The organism is Candidatus Neomicrothrix sp. (genome assembly GCF_035329545.1).
GTDB lineage: Bacteria > Actinomycetota > Acidimicrobiia > Acidimicrobiales > Microtrichaceae > Microthrix > Microthrix subdominans.
Genome location: NZ_DAOLGP010000022.1, coordinates 31,461 through 52,026 on the forward strand (window position 1 = coordinate 31,461; position 20,566 = coordinate 52,026).

General features: G+C 69.0%; 17 protein-coding genes, 1 tRNA gene and 1 pseudogene. 14 read left to right on the plus strand and 5 right to left on the minus strand.

Annotation, left to right across the window (positions count from 1 at the left end; all coding sequences use genetic code 11):
• Nucleotides 1-55 precede the first annotated feature (55 nt).
• Entirely contained in the window at nucleotides 56-649 is a 594-nt protein-coding gene (locus tag PKD89_RS12640; protein ID WP_287378319.1) for an HhH-GPD-type base excision DNA repair protein, read from the plus strand.
• A gap of 2,200 nt (nucleotides 650-2,849) precedes the next feature.
• On the opposite strand, the pseudogene PKD89_RS12645 reads toward PKD89_RS12640, so the two are convergent.
• Nucleotides 2,850-4,139, minus strand: a pseudogene (locus PKD89_RS12645) (BTAD domain-containing putative transcriptional regulator); the annotation flags it as partial.
• Between the two features lie 225 nt (nucleotides 4,140-4,364).
• Here PKD89_RS12645 and eno point away from each other — a divergent pair.
• From eno to PKD89_RS12700, 11 genes are all read left to right on the plus strand, one after another.
• Nucleotides 4,365-5,669 carry a phosphopyruvate hydratase gene (gene eno / locus PKD89_RS12650; RefSeq protein ID WP_287391547.1) on the plus strand — a complete coding sequence of 435 codons (1,305 nt, stop codon included), beginning with the start codon at nucleotides 4,365-4,367 and terminating at the stop codon, nucleotides 5,667-5,669.
• Nucleotides 5,653-6,072, plus strand: coding sequence for an FtsB family cell division protein (locus PKD89_RS12655; protein WP_287378314.1), 420 nt, complete (start codon nucleotides 5,653-5,655; stop codon nucleotides 6,070-6,072). Before eno ends, PKD89_RS12655 begins: the two co-directional genes overlap by 17 nt.
• Before the next feature lie 118 nt (nucleotides 6,073-6,190).
• On the plus strand, nucleotides 6,191-7,798 hold the full coding sequence (locus PKD89_RS12660; protein WP_289010530.1) for an ABC transporter substrate-binding protein: 1,608 nt from the start codon (nucleotides 6,191-6,193) through the stop codon (nucleotides 7,796-7,798).
• A gap of 94 nt (nucleotides 7,799-7,892) precedes the next feature.
• Nucleotides 7,893-9,392 carry an ABC transporter substrate-binding protein gene (locus PKD89_RS12665; protein WP_289010531.1) on the plus strand — a complete coding sequence of 500 codons (1,500 nt, stop codon included), beginning with the start codon at nucleotides 7,893-7,895 and terminating at the stop codon, nucleotides 9,390-9,392.
• Between the two features lie 127 nt (nucleotides 9,393-9,519).
• On the plus strand, nucleotides 9,520-11,172 hold the full coding sequence (locus tag PKD89_RS12670; RefSeq protein ID WP_287391550.1) for an ABC transporter substrate-binding protein: 1,653 nt from the start codon (nucleotides 9,520-9,522) through the stop codon (nucleotides 11,170-11,172).
• Between the two features lie 19 nt (nucleotides 11,173-11,191).
• The gene (locus PKD89_RS12675) at nucleotides 11,192-12,142 is read left to right on the plus strand and encodes an ABC transporter permease (RefSeq protein ID WP_287378307.1); all 951 of its coding nucleotides are present in this window, start codon (nucleotides 11,192-11,194) and stop codon (nucleotides 12,140-12,142) included.
• Complete coding sequence (locus tag PKD89_RS12680; RefSeq protein WP_287378305.1) at nucleotides 12,135-13,136, plus strand: ABC transporter permease; 1,002 nt, start codon at nucleotides 12,135-12,137, stop codon at nucleotides 13,134-13,136. The genes PKD89_RS12675 and PKD89_RS12680 overlap by 8 nt, the downstream gene beginning before the upstream one ends.
• A gap of 120 nt (nucleotides 13,137-13,256) precedes the next feature.
• On the plus strand, nucleotides 13,257-13,391 hold the full coding sequence (locus PKD89_RS12685) for a hypothetical protein (protein ID WP_289010532.1): 135 nt from the start codon (nucleotides 13,257-13,259) through the stop codon (nucleotides 13,389-13,391).
• The gene (locus PKD89_RS12690) at nucleotides 13,388-13,924 is read left to right on the plus strand and encodes a DUF501 domain-containing protein (protein ID WP_289010533.1); all 537 of its coding nucleotides are present in this window, start codon (nucleotides 13,388-13,390) and stop codon (nucleotides 13,922-13,924) included. The genes PKD89_RS12685 and PKD89_RS12690 overlap by 4 nt, the downstream gene beginning before the upstream one ends.
• Nucleotides 13,921-14,907 (plus strand): hypothetical protein, encoded by a 987-nt coding sequence (locus PKD89_RS12695; RefSeq protein ID WP_287378300.1) that lies wholly within the window; start codon nucleotides 13,921-13,923, stop codon nucleotides 14,905-14,907. Before PKD89_RS12690 ends, PKD89_RS12695 begins: the two co-directional genes overlap by 4 nt.
• A gap of 17 nt (nucleotides 14,908-14,924) precedes the next feature.
• Nucleotides 14,925-15,536: a GNAT family protein gene (locus PKD89_RS12700; RefSeq protein WP_287378298.1), complete on the plus strand. Its 612-nt coding sequence runs from the start codon at nucleotides 14,925-14,927 to the stop codon at nucleotides 15,534-15,536.
• A gap of 21 nt (nucleotides 15,537-15,557) precedes the next feature.
• Here the strand turns inward: PKD89_RS12700 and PKD89_RS12705 are convergent, their stop codons facing one another.
• From PKD89_RS12705 to PKD89_RS12720, 4 genes are all read right to left on the minus strand, one after another.
• Complete coding sequence (locus PKD89_RS12705) at nucleotides 15,558-16,343, minus strand: enoyl-CoA hydratase (RefSeq protein ID WP_289010534.1); 786 nt, start codon at nucleotides 16,341-16,343, stop codon at nucleotides 15,558-15,560.
• A gap of 5 nt (nucleotides 16,344-16,348) precedes the next feature.
• Entirely contained in the window at nucleotides 16,349-17,422 is a 1,074-nt protein-coding gene (locus PKD89_RS12710; RefSeq protein ID WP_289010535.1) for an NAD-dependent epimerase/dehydratase family protein, read from the minus strand.
• A gap of 1 nt (nucleotide 17,423) precedes the next feature.
• Nucleotides 17,424-18,335: a lysophospholipid acyltransferase family protein gene (locus tag PKD89_RS12715; RefSeq protein WP_289010536.1), complete on the minus strand. Its 912-nt coding sequence runs from the start codon at nucleotides 18,333-18,335 to the stop codon at nucleotides 17,424-17,426.
• Between the two features lie 97 nt (nucleotides 18,336-18,432).
• On the minus strand, nucleotides 18,433-19,671 hold the full coding sequence (locus tag PKD89_RS12720; RefSeq protein ID WP_289010537.1) for a hypothetical protein: 1,239 nt from the start codon (nucleotides 19,669-19,671) through the stop codon (nucleotides 18,433-18,435).
• A 161-nt stretch (nucleotides 19,672-19,832) separates the two neighbouring features.
• Between PKD89_RS12720 and PKD89_RS12725 the strand changes: the two genes are divergently transcribed.
• Nucleotides 19,833-20,147 carry a hypothetical protein gene (locus PKD89_RS12725; protein WP_287378288.1) on the plus strand — a complete coding sequence of 105 codons (315 nt, stop codon included), beginning with the start codon at nucleotides 19,833-19,835 and terminating at the stop codon, nucleotides 20,145-20,147.
• A gap of 35 nt (nucleotides 20,148-20,182) precedes the next feature.
• Nucleotides 20,183-20,268: transfer RNA gene (locus tag PKD89_RS12730), tRNA-Leu, on the plus strand.
• Nucleotides 20,269-20,566: the final 298 nt, after the last annotated feature.

Sequence of the window (20,566 nt, forward strand, 5' to 3'; positions counted from 1 at the left end):
GTCACCGCCGGGACGGGCATTCTGTGGCCGTCAGCAGGCGGTCTACGCTCCGGCCATGGCCGATCTCAGCTTTCCGATCACCGGCGATCCCGACGACGACGCCCTGTTGCTCGAGAATCCCTTCGCTCTGCTGCTGGGCATGTTGTTGGATCAGCAGGTGCCGATGGAGTGGGCTTTCAGGTCGCCGGCCCGGCTGCGGGAGCGCATGGAGGCTGCCGAGCCCAATTCGTTTTCCCCCGAGGGGCTTGCCGCCCTGGACGAGGAGGACGTGATCGCACTGTTCGCCGAGAAGCCGGCCCTGCACCGCTATCCCAAGTCGATGGCCAAGCGCGCCCACGGGGTGGCCCGGATTCTGGTCGACGAATACGGCGGTGATGCGGCCACGCTCTGGCAGACCGCCGACGACGGAGCGGAGCTCTACGGGCGGCTCCGGACCCTGCCCGGGTACGGCGAGGAGAAGGCGAAGATCTTCGTCGCCCTGCTGGCCAAGCGTTTGGACGTGCGCCTGGATGGCTGGCAAAAGGCGGCCGGAGCCTTCGGCGACGACACGCCGCGATCCGCCGCCGATGTGGGTAGCGCCGACGAGCTGACGCTGGTGCGCCAGTGGAAGCAGGCCCAGAAGCAGCGCGGCAAGTCAAAACAGGAGTAGCGATCGGCCCAGGCGATGCAGGCGGGCGGTTCAGCGCGTCCGGTTCACGACACCACGGTCGGTGACAGGGCCCGGGCCTGGCCGGCCAACCAGTTGAGCCCAAGGAGGTCGGCTCGCGCTGCGAGCGCCTCGGGGGCCTCCGCCCGACGGTCGTCGTCGGTCCCGGCGCCAAGCCGGGCCAGCTCGATGTCGGCGAGCAACTTCCAAGGTTCGGCGCCCACCCGCGCAGACCGCCGGCTGGCGTGGCGGAGGGCGTCGACCGCGCCTCGTTGTGGTCGGCCCCGCCCAGCGTCGCCTCGGCCATGCCGAGGTAGTGCCAGCCGAACCCCATGAAGACCGTTTGTCCGAGGATGATGCCCGCATCGGCGTGGTCGGCGAACCAGTCGACGAGGAGTGCGGCCCAATCGGCCCGGCCGGTGGCGTGGGCCACCATGGCTGCCGCAGCGGCTATCACCGAGCCGTTGTAGCGAGCGTCGCCCTCGAGGAACGAGGCCAGGTCGAAGCCGTCGATGAGGCGATCTGCCCCGTCGACATCGCCGGAGATGGCCAACAGCCAGGCATCGAGGAAGGTCCACATGTCGGCCCTGGTGGTGAACCCGGAGATGGCGACGACGAACTGCCGGGCCTCCTCGTGGTCCCCCCGAAAGATCTGCCATGGCAGCCGGACCAGGTGGTCGACCACCTCGGCATGTAGCTCCCGGCCGGTGGAAACCAACAGCCGCTTGGATTCATCGGCCAGCGCTTCGGCCCGATCGAAATCGCCCTGTGAACCGGCGCGCATGGCGTGATAGAGGCGATCGAGGCGGGCCAGATCTGCGCCTCCAACCTCGTTGGCCGAGGCTCCGAAGCGTGCGGCGATGTCGTCGGCCGCCTCCAGATCGCCGGAGGTCAGCGTGGCGTGCAGCCGGCACTTGATCACCTGCAGGGCCAGCATCTGGTCGCCCGCTTGGGCGACCAGATCGTCGAGACGCTCGATCAGCCGCCACGCAGCGATCGGGCCGGCATCGAGCTCGCAGGCCCAGAACCGGTTGATCCCCACCCGCGCCCGAACCTCGGGTGGGGCGGCGTCGCAGAAGCGCTCGGCCTGGTCGCACAAGGCCCGCCGGGCCGACTCGGACAGATCCCAATAGCCGAGTTCGGCCAGGCGTGCGGTCAGCTCGGCCCGCAGGAACGGCTCGTCGTCGACCAGCCAGTCCAGGGCATCGGTGACGAGGGCGGGGATCGACGGGTCGGAAGCGTCGCCCATCGGAAGGACGCCGCCGACGTGGAGTGCCGCGAGGGCGGCGAGGTCGAGGCGGCCGGCTCGCCGGGCCCGGGTGATCGCAGAATGAAGCAGCGCTCGTCCGTCGCCCTCGTGGACGAAGGTCGACCAGACCCGGCCCCGCTCGATCAAGAGCTCCGCCGCCAGCACGTCGTCGTCGGCATCGTCGGAGACCAAAGCCAGCGCAGCGGCCAGCTCGGCATGGGCGCGCTCGTAGGCCGAGTTGCGAACCGCCGAATCGGCCGATGTCCGCAGCCAGTCGATCGCCGGGGCGCGGCCGACCAGCGGCGCAGCCGCGAGGTAGTGCCGGGCGATGTCACCGGCGCCGACGACATCGCCGCCCGCCCGACGATCGGCCAGCAGTTCGGCGGCCCGCCGGTGCATCGCCTGGCGCTTCGCCGGCCCGACCTCCTCCAACATCACACGTCGGATGAGGCCGTGCACGAACCAATACCGATCCGAGACAGCGGCCGGGTCGCTGCGATCGTCCATGCGTTGGGACTTGGCCAGGCGGATGAGCAGTCCGTCGTCGAGCAGCTCGCCGAGGGCCGACGCAGCGGCATCGGCGTCGAGGCCCGACAGCGCAGCGGTCAGCCAGCCGCGGGGCCGCGCGCCGGTGATCGCCGCCGCCTGCAGCATGGTGACCGCCTCGGGCGAACAGCGGGCGATCCGCCGCCGTGCCAACCGGGCGAGCGGTGTGGTGATCGGTGCTCCGTCACGGTCTGCGAGCAGGTGGGCGATGAACATCGGGTTGCCGCCGCTGCCGGACAGCAACTCGGCGCGATCGACGTCGGGTCGGCCCAGAGCCTCGGCGAGCTCACCAACCGCGATTTCGTCGAGCGGCAAGAGGTCGATCTCGACCACCTCGACCTGATGGGGCAGGGTGCCCAGCCAATCGGCCAGGTTGGCGGTCGGGATCAACCCCGATGGTTGGGAGATCAACAGGACGGTCACCGGCGTCGCAGCCATTGGGGCGAGCAGACGGCCGATCACATCGAGCGTGTCGGTGTCGATGTCGTGGACCTGATCGATGATCAGCAACGGCGGGGTGCCGTTACCATCCTGCGACGATCCGGCACGCGCCACCAGGGCGCTGAGCGCCGACACCAGCGCGTTTCTGCCGGTCGCCGGGGGCGCCGCGGCGTCGTCCTCGGGTTCGATCAGCCGGCGCAGCGTCTCCATCGACGCGCTGGACTCCAGGCCGGTGAGCAGGCCGGGGTTGTGGATCTCGGCGTGTTCGGCGATATCGGCCAGCGCGGGAAACGGTCGGCTCAATGAGTCGTCGCATGAGCCGAACAGCACCGTGCGGTGGCGCGGCGCCGCTCGGAGGCCGCGAACCAACTCGGTGACCAACTTGGTCTTGCCGCTGCCGGTCTCGCCGCTCAGCACGATCAGCCGGGCTCGCGCCTCGACGGCGGCGCCGAGGCGGGCCAACTCGACGGTGCGACCCACCGGTGGGGTGGCACCGTCGTCAACCCAACAGCTGCACCCCTCGAGCGGGCTGGTGGGGGCGATGGCGGTTCCCCGGATCAGGCCGGGGTCGTGTCTGAGGATCTGGTGCTCGAGCGCCTTGAGCGCCGGGCCCGGTTCCAGGCCGAACTGGGTGCCCAAGCGCCGGCGTGCGCTCTGGTAGGCGGCGAGGGCATCCTTCTGGTGCCCGGCCCGGTACAGCGCGGTCATCAGCGCCTCCCAGTACCGCTCGTTCTCCGGGTGGGCTTCGCTGAGCACCCGGAGCTCCGAGATCAGGGTGGCGTCATCGCCCGTCTCGAGGCGCAGCTCGATCTCGAGAGCCCGTACGTCCTTGCGCAGCTGATCGAGTCGGACGGCTTCACCGCGGGCCCAGTCCTGGCTGGCGAACTCGCTCAGGGGCGGCCCGCGAAACCGCGCCAGGGCGTCGCGCGTTCGGGTCAGAGCTGCGCCGGGATCGACCGCTGCCAGGCTGCGGGCGGCGTGAAAGGCGTCATCGACCAGCACCGCATCGAGCTCGGTGGGCGCCAGCACCAACCGGTAGGCCCGTCCGCCGATCGTCTCGATCCGATCCAGGCCGGGCAGTGCTCGCAGGTTGTGCACCTGAGTTTGCAGGTTTCGCTTGGCGGAGTCGGGGGCGCGTCCGGGCCAGAGATCGTCCATCAGCGTGTCGAAGCCGACCGCCTCTCCGTGCGCGAGCACCAGACGAGCGAACAGGCCGCACCGGCTGGGCCCGGTGAGCCCGATCGGTTGGCCGTCCATGGTCACGCTCAGTGGGCCCAAGATCTCGACGAACAATCCGGCCGCCGTCGTGCTCGTCGCTTCGGATCCGGCCACGCAAAGTACCGTACCGACCCGAGGCCGCCCGTCCCGAAACGGGTCCGGCGGCGCTGAACGCTGTCGGTGACAGGCGGCGCCCTCCGCGTCGGCGCACCGCTCCGGCGCTAGCGTTGATCACCCCGGTCATGAGCGAAAGGCGTTTCCCACGTGAGCTTCATCGATGACGTACTGGCCCGACAGATCCTCGACTCTCGAGGAAACCCCACCGTCGAGGTGGAGGTGGGCCTGAGCGACGGGTCGGTCGGCCGGGCGGCGGTGCCATCCGGCGCGTCGACCGGTGCGTTCGAGGCGGTCGAGCGACGCGACGGCGGTGACGCGTACGCCGGCAAGGGCGTCCTCGGCGCGGTCGGAGCGGTCAACGGTGAGATCGCCGAGCTGGTGCTGGGCCTCGATGCGCTGGACCAGCGCGGCGTCGATCGGGTGATGTTGGAATGCGACGGCACCGACAACCTGGAACGTCTGGGAGCCAACGCGGTGCTGGGGGTGTCGCTGGCGGTCGCCAAGGCGGCGGCGTCCAGCCTGGAGTTGCCGCTGTACCGCTACGTCGGCGGCGTGTCGGCCTGCGTGTTGCCCCTCCCGATGCTCAACGTGATCAACGGCGGCGAGCACGCCGACAACAACGTCGACCTTCAGGAGTTCATGATCGTGCCCGTCGGGGCGGCCTCGTTCTCCGAGGCGCTGCGCTGGGGCACCGAGTGCTACCACGGCCTCAAGTCGGTGCTGTCCGACCGGGGACTGTCGACGGCGGTCGGCGACGAGGGGGGCTTTGCGCCCAACCTCGGCTCCAACGAGGAAGCGCTGGCCCTGCTGGTCGAAGCGATCGAGGCCGCCGGCCGGACGCCCGGCGAGGACATCGCCCTCGCCCTGGACACCGCGTCCACCGAGTTCTACTCCGACGGGCTCTACCGCCTGGCCGGAGAGGGCCGGGACCTGGCACCGGGCGAGTTCGTCGCCTACCTGAGCGGCCTGTGTGACCGCTACCCGATCGTGTCGATCGAGGACGGCATGGCCGAGGAGGACTGGGATGGCTGGGCGCAGCTCACCGCCAGCCTCGGCGACCGCATCCAGTTGGTCGGCGACGACCTGTTCGTCACCAACCCGGCCCGCCTCCAGCGGGGGATCGACTCCGGCGTCGCCAACTCGATCCTGGTCAAGGTCAACCAAATCGGCACCCTCACCCAGACCCTCGAAGCGGTGCAGCTGGCCACCCGCAACGCCTATACGTCGGTGATGAGCCACCGCTCGGGCGAGACCGAGGACGCGACGATCGCCGACCTGGCGGTGGCGACCAACTGCGCTCAGATCAAGACCGGTGCGCCAGCGCGAAGCGATCGCGTCGCCAAGTACAACCAGCTGTTGCGCATCGAGGAGCAGCTGGGCGATGAGGCGGTCTTCGAGGGCGGGGCGGCGCTGGGCCCGCGACCGGTGATGCGACGTGGCGCCCCGTCCTAAAAGGGCCGCAACGGCCCGACCTGGCGACGGAGCCGCCACCAAGGCTGCCCGCCTGCCCACCCGTCGCCGTTGGTTTTGGGTGGTTGCGTTGGCCGTCGTGTCGCTGTTTCTTGCCCTGCTCGCCCTTCCGGTGCGCAACCTGTTCAGCCAGAGCTCGGAGCTGAGCCTGGCCCGCGCCGAACTGGCCGAGCTCCAGGGCGACACGACCGAGCTCGAGCGGCGCCAGGCCGAGCTCGAGGATCCCAAGCAGGTCGAGGTGCTCGCCCGCCGAAACCACGGCATGGTCTTTCCCGGCGAGGAGAGCTACGTCGTCTTGCCGCCGACCGAGGGCGGCGAGGTGCCGCCGTGGGTGGCCAAGGGCTGGGACTTCGACCCGGCGGCCCCGGCATCGACGGACCCGTAGGTCCGCTACTCCAAGGTTCCAACGGAGAGATCGCTGACCTAGGGTCGGGATGATTCACAGATCACCTGAGGGGCACACGATGGGAACAGCTCGACGAACGCGCAGTATCGCAGCAGTTTTGGCACTGACCCTGAGCGCCGCCGCCTGCGGTGGTGGGGGAGGGGACGCCTCCAGCGGCGCCGAGGGCGACGGGGACGAGGGCACACCCCAACGGGGCGGCGAGGTGATCTATGCCCTGGAGGGCGAGACCAACTCGGGCTGGTGCCTTCAGGAGGCCCAGTTGGCCATCTCGGGCATCCAGGTGGCCCGGGCGATCTACGACACGCTGCTGCAACCCGATGCGTCCGGCGACATGAAGCCGATGCTGGCCGAGTCGGTCGAGCCGAACGCCACCTTCGACGAGTGGACGATCAACCTGCGCAAAGGCGTGAAGTTTCACGACGGCACCGACCTGACCGCCGAGGTGGTGAAGAACAACCTCGACGCGTACAGGGGTCAGTACCCGGCCCGCCAGCCGCTGTTGTTCGTGTTCGTGCTCGACAACATCGACACGGTCGAGGCCACCGACGACCTGACGGTCAAGGTGACGACCAAGACCCCGTGGCCGTCCTTTCCCAGCTTCCTGTGGAACGACGGCCGCCTGGGCATCGTCGGGCAGGCTCAGCTGGACGACGCCGAAGGCTGCGACGAGAACCTGGTCGGCACCGGTCCGTTCGTGAAGAAGGAGTGGAAGATCAACGACCACTTCACCGCCGAGAAGAACCCCGACTACTGGCAGGAGGGCGAGGACGGCAAGCCACTGCCCTACCTGGACACGATCGAGTTCCGGCCCCAGGCGGAGCTGACCCAGCGCATCGAGGGCATCCAGACCGGCACCTACGACGCCGCCCACATCCAGGGGGGCGTGGCCCTCGCCCAGGCCCAGCCGCTGGCCGAGCAAGGGGTGGTCAACCTGGTGGACAACTCGGACTACGCCGAGGTGAACTACTTCCTGTTCAACGAGTCGAAGCCGCCGTTCGACAATAAGGACGCCCGGCTTGCGGTCGCCCAGGCACTCGACCCGGAGACGGCCAACCAGATCCTCAACGACGGACTGCTCGAGGTGGCTTCGGGACCCTTTGCGCCCGGCACGATGGGGTATCTCAAGGACGCCGGCATGCCGGGCTTCGACCTCGCCGCCGCCAAGAAGCACGTGGCCGCGTACGAGAAGGAGGCGGGCAAGAAGCTCAGCTTCACCGTGCCCTATGCGGGCAGCGCCGACGCCCAGGCCGCCGTCGAGCTGTGGCAGGCCCAGCTGGCAAAGGCCGGCATCGAGATGAAGCTGCAGTCGACCGACCAGTCGGCCGAGATCGACCGTGCCATCTCCGGCGACTTCGGCGCCCTGACCTGGCGCAACCACCCGGGCGGCGACCCGGACCTGCAGTACGTCTGGTGGCACACCGGCTCGCCGGTCAACTTCGGTCGCCTCGACGACCCCGAGATCGACCGGCTGCTCGAGGAGGGCCGGGTCTCCTCCGACCAGGCGGAGCGCACCAAGATCTACGAGGACCTCAACCGTCAGTTTGCCAAGGAGGTCCACAACGTCTGGCTCACCTGGACCAAGTGGGGCGTCATCAGCGCGCCGACCGTTCACGGCGTGATGGGCCCTCCGGTCGACGGAAACCCCCCGTTCCCGGGGTTGGCCACCGGACAGCCGGTTTCGGGACTGTGGATCGAGCAGGGGTAGGCGGTGTCTCGACCTCGGCGCCGGCGGTGGTGGGGACTCCTCCGGCGGCCCTGAAGGCGGTGTCGCCGAAGGCACCCCCCAACGCGGCGGCCAGGTGATCTACGCCGTCGAAAGCGAGACCGCCTCGGGCTGGTGCCTGCCCGAGGCCCAGCTGGCCATCTCGGGCATTCAGGTGGCCCGAGCGATCTACGACACGCTGGTGCAGCCCGACGCGTCGGGCGAGATGGCACCGATGCTGGCCGAGTCGGTCGAGCCGAACGACACCTTCGACTCGTGGACGATTCTGCTGCGCCAGGGCGTGACGTTTCACGACGGCACCGACCTGACCGCCGAGGTGGTGAAAAACAACCTCGACGCCTACCGGGGAGCCTACGAGGGGCGCAGCTCGCTGTTGTTCCTGTTCGTGCTCGACCACATCGACACGGTGGAGGCCACCGATGACCTGACGGTCACGGTCACCACCAAGACCCCGTGGCCGGCCTTTCCCAGCTTTCTGTGGAGCGACGGACGGCTCGGGATCGTCGGGCAGGCGCAGCTGGACGACGCCGAGGAATGCGACGAGAACCTGGTTGGCACCGGCCCCTTCGTGAAGACCGAGTGGAAGGTCAACGACCACTTCAGCGCCGAGAAGAACCCCGACTACTGGCAGGAAGGCGAGGACGGCAAGCCGCTGCCGTACCTCGACGAGATCGAGTTTCGGCCCCAGGGAGAGCAGACCCAACGGATCGAAGGCGTCGCGACCGGCACCTACGACGCCGCCCACATCGAGAACGGCGACGCCATCTCTCAGGGCGAGACCATCGTCGACGAGGGGCTGGCCAACCTGATCACCACCTCCGACTTTGCCGAGGTTGCCTACCTGCTGCTCAACGAGTCCAAGGCGCCCTTCGACAACCTCGATGCACGGCTGGCGGTGGCGTCGGCGCTGGACCGGGAGGCGCTCAACCAAACCCTCAACCAGGGAAAGACGGAGGTGGCGTCGGGGCCGTTTGCGCCCGGCTCGATGGGCTACGTCGAGGACACCCCCATGCCGCCGTTCGACCTGTCGGCCGCCAAGAAACACGTTGCGGCTTACGAGCAGGCCACGGGACAGAAGCTCAGCTTCGTGGCGCCCTCCCCGGGCGGAGGCGGTGACCAGTCGGCCCAGGAGCTGATCCAGTCGCAGCTGGCCGAGGCGGGCATCGAGATGAAGCTGCAGACCATGGAGCAGTCCGCCTCGATCGATCGGGCCATCGCCGGTGACTTCGACATGATGTTGTGGCGTAACCACCCCGGAGGCGACCCCGACCTGCAGTACATCTGGTGGCACAGCGGCTCGCCGGTCAACTTCGGTCGAATCGATGACCCGGAGGTCGATAGGTTGCTCGAAGAGGGCCGGCTGACCACCGACCCGGACGAGCGGGCCAAGATCTACCAGGAGCTCAACCGCCGCTTTGCCGATCAGGCGCACGGTATCTGGACCACCTGGTCCAAATGGGGCGTCATCAGCGCGCCGACCGTTCATGGCGTGCTGGACCCCAAGGTCGACGGCGGGGAGCCGTTCCCGGGGTTGGCCACCGGTCAGCCCGTGTCCGGCCTGTGGGTCGATCCCTAGCGGGCGTCCGAAACCCGAACGGTTTGCACCTTGCGCCACGGGGTTTCGCGTATACAGTGCGCCGTGCGGCAGCCGTCACACGGCGTCGGCACTTGGTGGACCGATCGAATGAGTTGGGGGAGCAGGCATGGGAACGTCTCGACGAACGCGTGGAATCGCAGCGGCACTGGCCATGGGCCTGGTCGCTGCGGCGTGCGGAGGTGGCGGGGACTCGGGGGGCAAGACCGCGAGCGCTTCTGGTGACGAGGGCACCCCGGTACCCGGCGGGCGGGTGATCTACGCCCTCGAGGCCGAGACCAACGCCGGCTGGTGCCTGCCCGAGGGCCAGCTGGCCATCGCCGGCATCCAGGTGGCACGCACGATCTACGACACGCTGGTGCAGCCCGACGAGTCGGGCAAGATGGTGCCGATGCTCGCCGAGTCGATCGAGCCCAACGACGCCTTCGACGAGTGGACCCTGAAAATCCGTGAGGACGTGAAGTTTCACGATGGCACCGACCTGACCGCCGAGGTGGTGAAGAACAACCTCGACGCCTACCGGGGCCAGTACGCAGGGCGCAAGCCGCTGCTGTTCATCTTCGTGCTCGACAACATCGACACGGTGGAGGCCACCGACGCCTCGACGGTCAAGATCACGACCAAGAAGCCGTGGCCCGCGCTGCCCAGCTTCCTGTTCTCCAGTGGTCGTCTGGGCATCATGGCCCAGGCCCAGCTGGACAACGCCGACAACTGCGACAAGGACCTGATCGGCACCGGGCCCTTCAAGCTGAAGGACTGGAAGGTCAACGACAAGTTCGTGGCCGACAAGAACCCCGACTATTGGCAGACGGACGCCGACGGCAACGCGCTGCCGTACCTGGACGAGATCGAGTACCGGCCGGTGCCCGACACCAACAGCCGAGTCGAGGGCCTCCAGACCGGTCAGTTCGACATCATCCACGCATCGGGCGGCGAGGCCGCCCAGCAGCTGGCCCCGCTCGCCGACAGCGGCCAGATCAACGAGATCTCCAACTCGGATGCCGCCGAGGTGAGCTACGGGATGAACAACGAGGCGAAGGCGCCGTTCGACAACCTGGACGCCCGCCTGGCCGTCGCCTACGGCGTCGACCGCGAGGAGTTCACCAAGCTGCGCACCGGTGGTCTTCAGGAGGTCGCCTCCGGCCCGTTTGCGCCGGGCAACATGGGCTACGTCGAGGACACCGGGTTCCCGTCCTACGACGTCGACAAGGCCAAGGAGCACGCAGCGGCCTACAAGAAGGCGACCGGCAAGGACCTGTCGTTCACCCTCTCCTATGCCAGCGATCCGTCGACCAAGACCAACGCCGAACTGATTCAGAGCCAGCTGGCCGACGCCGGCATCGACGTCAAGCTGACCTCGACCGACCAGGCCGCGCTGATCGACCGTGCGATCGGCGGCGACTTCCAGATGATGCTGTTCCGCAACCATCCGGGCGGCGACCCGGACACGCAGTACGTGTGGTGGCACACGGGTTCGCCGGTGAACTTCGGGAAGATCAACGACCCCGAGATCGACAAGGCGCTCGACGAGGGGCGCTCGGAGCCCGACGAGGCGAAGCGGGCCGAGATCTACGAGAACATGAACAAGCGCTTCGCCGAACAGGCCCATAACCTGTGGCTCAACTGGAGCCTGTGGACCATCGCATCGGTCCCCGAAGTCCACGGGATCCTCGGGCCGGACCAAAAGGATATGAAGCCCTACACCGGGCTGGCCACCGGCACCCCGGTCGACGGGATCTGGGTAGAGGGTGGGGGCTCGTGACGACCGAGGAAGGTAGTCGGTGAGGTCGTTGCTGCCCCGGCTGGGGCGTCTCGTCGTGGTGCTGTTCCTGGTGACGCTGTTCGCGTCGCTGCTGGTCAGCTTTCTGCCCGGCGATCCCGCCGCCGTGGTGGCGCCCTTTGCCAGCGATCAGCAACGGGCCGAGATCGCCGACGAGCTCGGCATCTCCGATCCGCTGCCGGTGCGCTACGTCAACTGGCTGGGTGGCTTTGTCACCGGCGACCTGGGCAAGACCTACTCGGGCCCCACGTCGTCCACCGAGGTGTCGACCCAGGTGGCCGACGCCTTGCCGGTCAGCCTGACGCTGATGGTGTATGCCCAGATCATCGCCCTGGGGCTGGCGATCCCGCTCGGCGTCGCCGCGGCCTACAGGGCGGGCGGCTGGCTGGACCGGGTGATCTCGTCCAGCTCGTTCCTGTTCCTGGCCCTGCCCGCCTTCGTGCTCGGCTTCATGTTGTCGTACTACGTGCGCTTCAAGATGGGGCTGTTTCGCACCCGCGGCGGGTATGTCCCGCTGTGGGAGGACCCGGTAACCAACTTCCAGTTCATGTTCCTGCCGGCGGTCAGCCTGGCGCTGGGCCAGGTGGCGATCTACGCCCGGTTGCTGCGGGCCGACATGATCGCCACCCTGCAACAGGACTTCATCACGATGGCCCGGGCCAAGGGCATCAGCACGCAGCGCATCCTGTGGCGCCATGCGTTGCGGCCCAGCTCGATCACGCTGCTGACCGCAGCCGGCCTCAACATCGGCACCCTGATCGGCGGCGCACTCGTGATCGAGGTCGTCTTCCAGCTGCCGGGCATGGGCCTGCTGGCCGCCAGCGCGATCGGTGGTCGCCAGCTGGTGGCGGTGCAGTCGATCGTGGCGATCTTCGCCGTGCTGTACGTGGCGGTGAACGTGTTCGTCGACTTAGCCTACACCGTCGTCGACCCGAGGATACGACGTGCCTGAGCCAACGCCCTCCGAAATCCCGTCCGCCATCGGCAGCATGCCGGCGGTGCTCACCCCGGGGGCGGTCGTACCCGCACCCGACTTTGGGTTTCCGTCCGAGGCGGAGGACATCGTTTCACCCGTCAAGAAGCGCCGGTTCGGGCCGGCGGCCATCCTGGCGATGGCCTGGATCGTCTTCGTCGTCGGCGGGGCGATTCTTGCCCCCTACCTGCCGATCCCGACGACGACCGAGACGGTCGACATCCCGGTCGACGCCGCCGGCCAGCCCTACTTCGGGCCCAGCCTCAGCCACCCGTTCGGGCTGGACAAGATCGGCAAGGACGTCTTCAGCCTCACGCTCTACGGGGGCCGGGTCTCGCTGCTGGTCGGGTTCGTCGCCGTGTCGGTCGGCATGGTGATCGGCGGGACGATGGGCATTTTCGCCGGGTACCTGCGTGGCAAGGTCGATACGGTGTTGTCGATCTTTTTCGATACGTTCCTGGCCATCCCCGCCATCATTTTGGCGCTGGCGCTCGTCGCCGCGTTCGACCCTGCCGACCCCGATCTGGTCAACCCCACGCCGCGCATCTTCGTGCTGGCCGGTGCGCTGGGCGTGGTGTCGATCCCGGTGCTCGGCCGGATCGCGCGCGCCTCGACGCTGGCGGTGGCCGACCGCGAGTTCGTGACGGCGGCCAAGGCGATGGGCGCCAAGCCGTTGCGGATCATGTGGCGGGAAATCCTGCCCAACGTGCTGCCCTCGATGCTGGTGATCGGGCTGCTCGGCGTCGGCGTCGCCATCGTCGCCGAGGGCGGCCTGGCCCTGCTGGGGGCCAGCGTGTCCTCGCCGGCCACGTCGTGGGGTTCGATCATCGCCGCCAACCGCAACGCAATCAACCTCGATCAGCCGTGGATCATCTTCGGACCGTCGCTGTTCATCTTTTTGACCGTGCTGACGTTGAACTACCTGGGGGACGTGATCCGTCGCCGCTTCGATATTCGCGATTCTGTGTTGTAGCCGCCGAAGGCGGTGCTGTTGTGGCCGTCGGCGGTGACGCAGCCTGATCGCCGACCCACTCGACGGAGCCCCCGAGCGGACACGGCCCGGTAGTCTGAGCCTTCCCGCTTCGGAGTAGACGTGGTTGTTTCAGATCCCGAGTTGATTGCCCCATCGCTGTTGCGGCGGGCCCTGGCAACGTCCGGCGTGCTCGCCGTCGTCGCGGCGCTCGTGGCCTACTTCGGCCGACGCGACGACCCCACCCCGGCGCCGTGACGCCCGAGGTCGACCACCCCGCCTCTGGCGATGATGTGGCGGCGGTGGCCGAGCTGCTCGGCCGTCGCCCCCAGGGAGCGTTCGAGGTGGTCGTCCGGCGCCCCGGCGGCACGCCGGCGGTGATTGAAAACGAACCGGTGCTGCCCGACGGCCGCCCCATGCCCACCCGCTGGTGGCTGGTCGACCCGGACCTCAACCGCAGCGTTGGCACGATCGAGGCCGAGGGCGGGGTGCGACAGGCCGAGGACGAAGTGGGTGTGGACGCCATGGCAGTGGCCCACAGTCGCTACGAGGCCCTGCGCGACGCCGCCATGCCGGCGGGCCATGGCGGCCCTCGTCCCAGCGGGGGCGTTGGCGGCACCCGCCGGGGCGGCAAGTGCTTGCACGCCCACCTGGCCTGGTGGTTGGCGGGCGGCGAGGATCCGACGGGCGCCTGGGTGGCCCGGCGGCTGGTCGAGCGAGGCCGGAGCGTGGAGCTGATCGGCCCGTCCGGCCCGGTCGGCTGGCCCGAACCCATGGAAGGTGAACGATGAGCGAGCGAGCAGAGACACCCCGTTGCGTCATGGCCGTCGACATCGGCACCAACACGGTCAACACCTGTCTGTTGGTGCCGGACGCGGCGCCGGTTCGGCGCACCTACTACACGCACCTGGGCGAGGGGCTCGACGTCCGGGGCTCGTTGTCGGAGGAGGCGATCGGTCGGGCGCTCGCCGTGCTTGGCGAGGTCGCCACCGCCGCTGCGGGCGCCGGTGCCGACCTGACCGTGGCCACGGCCACCTCGGCCAGCCGCGATGCGGCCAACGGGGCCGAGTTTCTCAAGCGGGCTGGCGCAGTGCTCGGCGCCCTGCCCCGGGTGATCAGCGGCGACGACGAGGCCTTCCTCACCTTCGAGGGCGCCTTGACGGCGGCGCTCGACCCGGCGGCGGATCGACTGGAGGCCACCCTCGACGGGCCGGTCCTCGTCGTCGACATCGGTGGCGGGTCGACCGAGCTGGCGGTCGGCACCCTGGCACAGCCCGGTCCCGAACTCACCGCCTCGGTGTCGTTGCAGATGGGCTCGGTGCGCTTCACCGAGCGGTACCTGCCGAGCGACCCACCCCTGCCCGAGGAGCTGTCCAACTGCCTGTCGGTCGCCGAGGCCACGCTGGACGAGGCGCTCAGCGACGAGGCGGCACTCGGCGAGGCGGCCACGTTGGTGATCGTCTCCGGCACCGCCGAGACGGTCGGGGCGGTCGAGCTGGGCGGGTGGGACGAGCGGGCGCTGCACGGCCTGCGCCTGTCCAAAGCGCAGGTGGAGGACGTGTTCCGCACGATGGCCACCGAGTCGGCCGACGACCGGCGACACAATCCGGGGCTGCCGGCCGAGCGGGTCGACTTCATCGTCGCCGGGTGCTGCATCCTGGTCACGATCATGCGGCGCATGGGCTTCGCCGACTGCGTCGTGTCGACCGGGTCGGTGCGCGACGCCCTGGCCTCGCGGGCCCTTTCCGGTGACGTGGCCGCCGACAGGGCCTGACCGTGGCCCGTTGGTCGGTGACCGCCAAGCGTCGGGGAACCGCGGTGCTCGTCGGTCGGCACGTCACCCTTCGGGTGTTGACCAACCACGATTTCGAGGCCTGGCGCACCGTGCGCCGTCGCTCCGCAGATTGGCTGACGCCCTGGGAGCCGATCGTTCCGTCGGGCCAGCTGGACCCGACCGAGGATCGGGGGGCCTTCGCCGCCCGCTGTGCCGCCCGGATGCGCGAGATCGAGCTGGGCACCGGTTACGGGTTCGGCCTGTTTCACGAGGATGGCTTTGCCGGCGAGGTCAACCTGTCCAACATTCGGCGCGGGCCGGCCCAGACAGCCCTGCTCGGCTACTGGGTCGATCGGCAGTGCGCCGGGCGGGGGCTGGTGCCCGAGGGCGTGGTGCTCGCGTTGCGTTTCGCGTTCGAGGACCTGGCGTTGCATCGCGTGGAGGCCGGGGTTTTACCCCGCAACGCCGCCAGCCTGCGGGTGATGGAGAAGCTGGACCTCCCGTGCGAGGGCATCACCCGGGGCATGCTGGAGATCAACGGCGCCTGGGAGGACCATCAGCGTTTCGCACTGTTGTCCGAGGACTGGGTCGGTCGGCGCGAGGAGTTGCTCAGCACCTGGGTCTGGTGAGCGCCCCCTCGGATCGTCGGGTCAGTCGGCTGCTGTCGGGTCGACCCGGATCCGTTTCGACAGCGCGGCCAGCCGCTCGGCGAAGTCGCCCTGGTCCATCGACCACAGCTGGGTGACCAGCTCGCGTTCGACCGCCTCGCCGTGGGTGGCGGCGGTGTCGATCGTGCGCAGCGTGTCGGTGGCGCGGATCAGCAGCTCCCGGGGGGCGGCGCCCGCACCTGCGGCGAACTCGACGGCGGCGTCGGTCAGGCTGCCCGCCTCGACGCAGTGGTACGCCAGCCCTCGCCGTTCGGCCTCCTCGCCCTCAAGTACCTGGCCGAAGAGCATCATTGCCGATGCGTTCTGGTGGCCGACCGCCCTCCGCAGCATCCAGCTGTGGCCTCCGCCGGGGTGGATGCCCAGTGTGAGGAAGCGGGTGTCGAAGCGGGCCGACGGCGACACGATCCGGACGTCGGCGGCCAGCGCCAGGTTCATCCCGGCCCCGACTGCGGCGCCGTTGACTGCGGCCACCGTCGGCAATGAACAGCGGGCGATGCGCAGAAAGCCGTCGTAGATGGCGCGCAGCCCGTGCTCGCGGGAGTCGCCGAGCGACGACAGGTCGGCGCCGGCGCAGAACACGGGCCCGGCCCCGGTGACGACCAGGGCCGACACATCCGGGTCGGACTCCAATGCGTCGACCGCCACGTTGATCTGATCGCACATGGCGAGCGTGAAGGCGTTGGCGCGGCGTGGGTCGTCGAGGGTGAGGACAGCCACGTGATCGCGCCGCTCGACGCGCACCAGCGGGCGAGCCTCGGTGTCGTCCACCTCGCCTACTCCTCGCTTGGGGCCACGCGGTTGCGCAGCACCGCCGGGGAGTGGCGAAAGAACTGCTCGACGTCGCGTTCGTAGCGATACTTCGGCCGGTGACGCCCGATCGTGCGTCGCAAGCGCAGGGCCCGGACGAAGCTGTCGACCGCCTGGGCCGATGTGTAGTCGTAGCCGAATCCGGCTGCTTTCAGCTTGGAGTTGTCGATGCCCCGCCCGTAGCGCAGCAGCGCCAGGTAGGCGGGGGGCAGGTCGAGCAGGTTGAGCCGCTGCAGCGGCCAGGTGGCCAGGTCGGCGCCGATCGCCGGGAGGAAGGCCGGGCGTTTGCCGACCATCGAGATCACCTCGCTCCAGGGCAGCAGGCCGTCGCCGGCCACGTTGTAGGTGCCGGCCAGCCGGTGGTTCATGGCAAACAGGATCGAGCTGACCACATCGTCCTCGTGGGCGAACTGAAGGCGGGGGTCGAAGCCCATGACCGCAGGAACGACGGGCAACTCGAGGGCCCGGGTCAGCGGGGTGCGAATGTCGGCGCCCAGCACGTTGGCGAAGCGCAGCATCGACACCGCCACCTCGGGATTGTCGAGGTTGAAGTCCCGCACGTACCCCTCAACCTGGGCGATCGACCGCTCGACGTTGGATCTCGGGCTGCGGCTGCGGGGCGTGTTCTCGGTGAACCAGGTGGGATCCTCGGGTGCGGTCCCGTAGGCCATGGCGGAGCTCTTGACGACGACGGTGCGCACGGTCGAGCCGGGGGCGCTGGCGGCAGCGAACAGGTTCATCGTGCCGATCACGTTGATCTCGTGCATCAGGCGGCTGGTCGACTGGGTCGGGTCGACGATCAGGAACGTGTGCAGGATCGTGTCGATGCCGCATTCCTCGACGATCCGGGACAGCATCGAATAGTTCTGGTCCGTGCGGACGTATTCGGTCCGCTCCAGCTCGATCGTCGGCTCCTCGACGTCGAGCCCGACGATGTAGTCAACGCGTTCGTCGGCCTCGAGCGCCTTGGCGACGCGTCCGCCCCAGAAGCTGCTCAGGCCGGTGATCAGCACATTGGACGGTCCGGTTCGCTTCGCCACGTCAGCCACCCCACCAGTTCCGTCGTTCGGCCACCATCTCGTAGAGGGCCTCTTGTATTTTGCCTTGGATCTCCTGGGAGCCATCCATGATGCGGGTGCGGGAGTAGCGGTGCTGGGACGGCGGCACGTCGAAGGTGACCGGCGGCAACACCCGCAGTTTGAACTTGGCCGGCAGCGGCACCAACGTGCCGAGCGGCCCGAGCACGAGGCTCTGGGGTGTCACCGGCAGGTACGGCACGCCGAGCATCTTCGCCCCCGGAAGCCTCCAGAGGATCGGGTTGGCCTCCTCGTTGCCCATGACGGCGACCGCCCGCATGGCGATCTCGACAAACCCGCCCCGTCCGAAGCGAGCCAGCTTGTAGCGGTTGGCGATCGTCTTCGACGTGCCTTTGACGCCCTCAGGGAACACCAGCACCAGCTGACCCTGTCCGTTGAGCAGCCGGTAGGCATTGTCCGGGTGGGCGGGCAGTCCCCCCGCCCGCGACCACAGGGTGCCGACGACGGGGATTTTGCGGAAGAAGTTGTCGGCCAGCCCGTAGACCGGGCGTTCGAGCTCGGTCTCGATGCCGTGCATGATCACCGGGGCATCGGAGGGCACAGCGCCGGCGTGGTTGGCCACCAGCAGGGCACCACCATCGGTGGGGATGTGCTCAAGCCCCTCCCACTCCGCCCGGAAGTAGTGGCGGTAGACCGGGTCAAACGCCCGGCGGACCAACCCGCGCATCCGTTCGGAACGGCCCCATTCGTCCACGTCGCCGAGGCGGGGGTCGTCGTCGGGTGCCATCGCCTTCTCGGTCGTCGGCACGTGCACCAGTTCCCGCCCGGCGGTCAGCGGGTCGTCGACATGTTGATGCCGTTTCTCGGCGAGCGACACCACCGGTGCCTCGGGCCGATCGCCGGGGCGCTCAGCCATGATGCGCGCCGGTCGGGCAGCGGTTGAAGTTGGGTCCCGCCGGGAGGGTCATCAGCTCAGCATAGAGGGGGCGCCGCCGTGCCGCGACGTGCTCGGGTCAGCCAGGGGCGCCGGCGAAGTCGCTCCTCAAACAGACCCGCTCGGCGAGACCGAAGCCGCTGACGTTGCGGCCGAAGGCCCCGGGAGCCTCCGCTTCGGCCGCCAGCGACACGGTGCTTGGCGGTGCGGTGGCGCCCAGCCCCACCCAGTCCTCGCCGAAGCCGAGCACCGACAGCCCATCTGGCGGGTTGGACGCATCGATGACCGCACCGACGGTCAGCACCGAGACGCCCGGCCCGGGCGCGACGGCGATGGGGATGGCGCGCTCGGTCGTGGTCAGCGAGGCCCCGGTCACCCAGATGGACCGCAGCTTGTCTTGGGCCAGCCCGAAATAGATCGGTCCGACCTGCAGCACCCGTTCGACGCCGACGAAGCAGGGTGGCACCGCTGGGTACTGCACCTGAGAGACGACCAGCGACAGCGCTTCGGTCAGCTCGCCCTCGGTGGCGCCGAGGCGCAGCGGGCCAAGGCCGGCGGCGGTGAGGTCGAGGCGATCGGGAAACTCGGTGACCGGCAGGGATTCGCCGCCATCGACACTCGTCGGGGGCTTGTCGGACACCAGCTTCAAGCGACCGCCGCCGACGATGGCCTGCACCTGGCGCACGGTCTGTTGGCCCTGCGGATCCTGTGTCTGCGCGTCCGGCGCCAGCACCGACAGGTCGACCCGACGGTCACCGGGCGCATCGGGGATGATCACGGTCGAGGTCCGCTCGATCGGTGCGACCGACACGGCGGAGAGCGTTGGCTGTTTTGCCGAGGCGTGCCAGAAGCTGAGCGACAGCGCCACCTGCTCCTGACCCTCGCTGCATCGATAGGCGGCCGCCAGGTCGTCCAAGCCGTCCCCGTCGAAGTCGTCCAGGCGGGCGGTGCCGGCCCGCTCGATCTGCACGCTCGTGCCGTCGGCCAACTTGGTACCGGCGCCGCCGTCGATCAGCTCGACCTTCCTGGCGCCCTGCCCGCAGTCGACCGCCGCCGTGCCGTCGGTGGCCAGGTCCTCGGTGAGCGGTGGCGCCTTGGGTGTCTTGTTCGTCGTGGTCGATCCTGCGTCGTCCTCGATGAACGTCGTCGAGCTGGCCGAGCTGTCGACCACTCGCCCGTCGGCGTCGAGCTGCACCTGGCGCTCCACCCGTTCGACCCGCACTTTGCTCCTCGAGCACGAGGTCGACAGCAGCAACAGGGTGGTTGCGCCCAGGGCCGCGAGGGTGCGGCCCCGTCGAGCCCGGGGGAGTGCCTGCATCGTCTGTACCGCCCTTGAATCATGAAATCGCGACGCTCACCGCTGGAGCCGCATCGCGCCGACTTCCAAACGCAGAGGATATGCGCGCAGTGTTGTTCAGCACGAGGTCTCGTCCGTGGTCGCAGGCTTGAGTGTCACAGCGGATCGCCATGATGGCTTTCGTGAACGTGACCTCGCTTGATTTCGCCAGAACCAGCCGCCGGGTGGCGGCGGAGGCCCGACGCGGTGGCCTCGCCGTTCCCGTGTTTCGCAGCCCGCCGGCCACGCCCGGCCTCGACCGCACGCTCAAGCGCCGCCCGGACGGCAGCCCGGTGGTGGCCATCCGGCTGGGTGGCCGCCCCGAGGCGGCGGTGTGTGCCGACCTGATCGACGGCGTGTTGGCGGTCAATGCGCTCGATGCCCGCGCCTCCGCCCACTGGCGACGGGTGTTGTGGGCGGCGGCCACCGGTACCGCGACCGACCGGGCCGCCGCCTGAGCGGCGTCTCGCCGGGCGGTACGGTTGGCCGCCTGGCCCGGGTGGCGAAACTGGCAGACGCAGGGGGCTTAAACCCCCTGGGAGTTCACTCTCCGTGCGGGTTCGAATCCCGCCCCGGGCACACTGGCGCACTGCGATGCGTTTTCGGGCGCATGATTCACACGGGGCCTATACAGTCACTCAGTCACACGACATGGGAGGAAGTCACCGTGAGTAAGTCCAAGAAGGGCAAGAAGAGCAAGGACAAGTCCAAGAAGGGCAAGAAGGGTAAGAAGGGCAAGAAGGGCAAGAAGAAGGGCTAGTCGACAGGTCGTCCCGTCCCAGCGGCGGCGACGGCTCCGGTCGTTGCGGTGGCCAGGCCCGTCATTGGGCCTGGCCACCGGCGCGATCGGGCCTACCTGCAGACCGACCGGCTCATC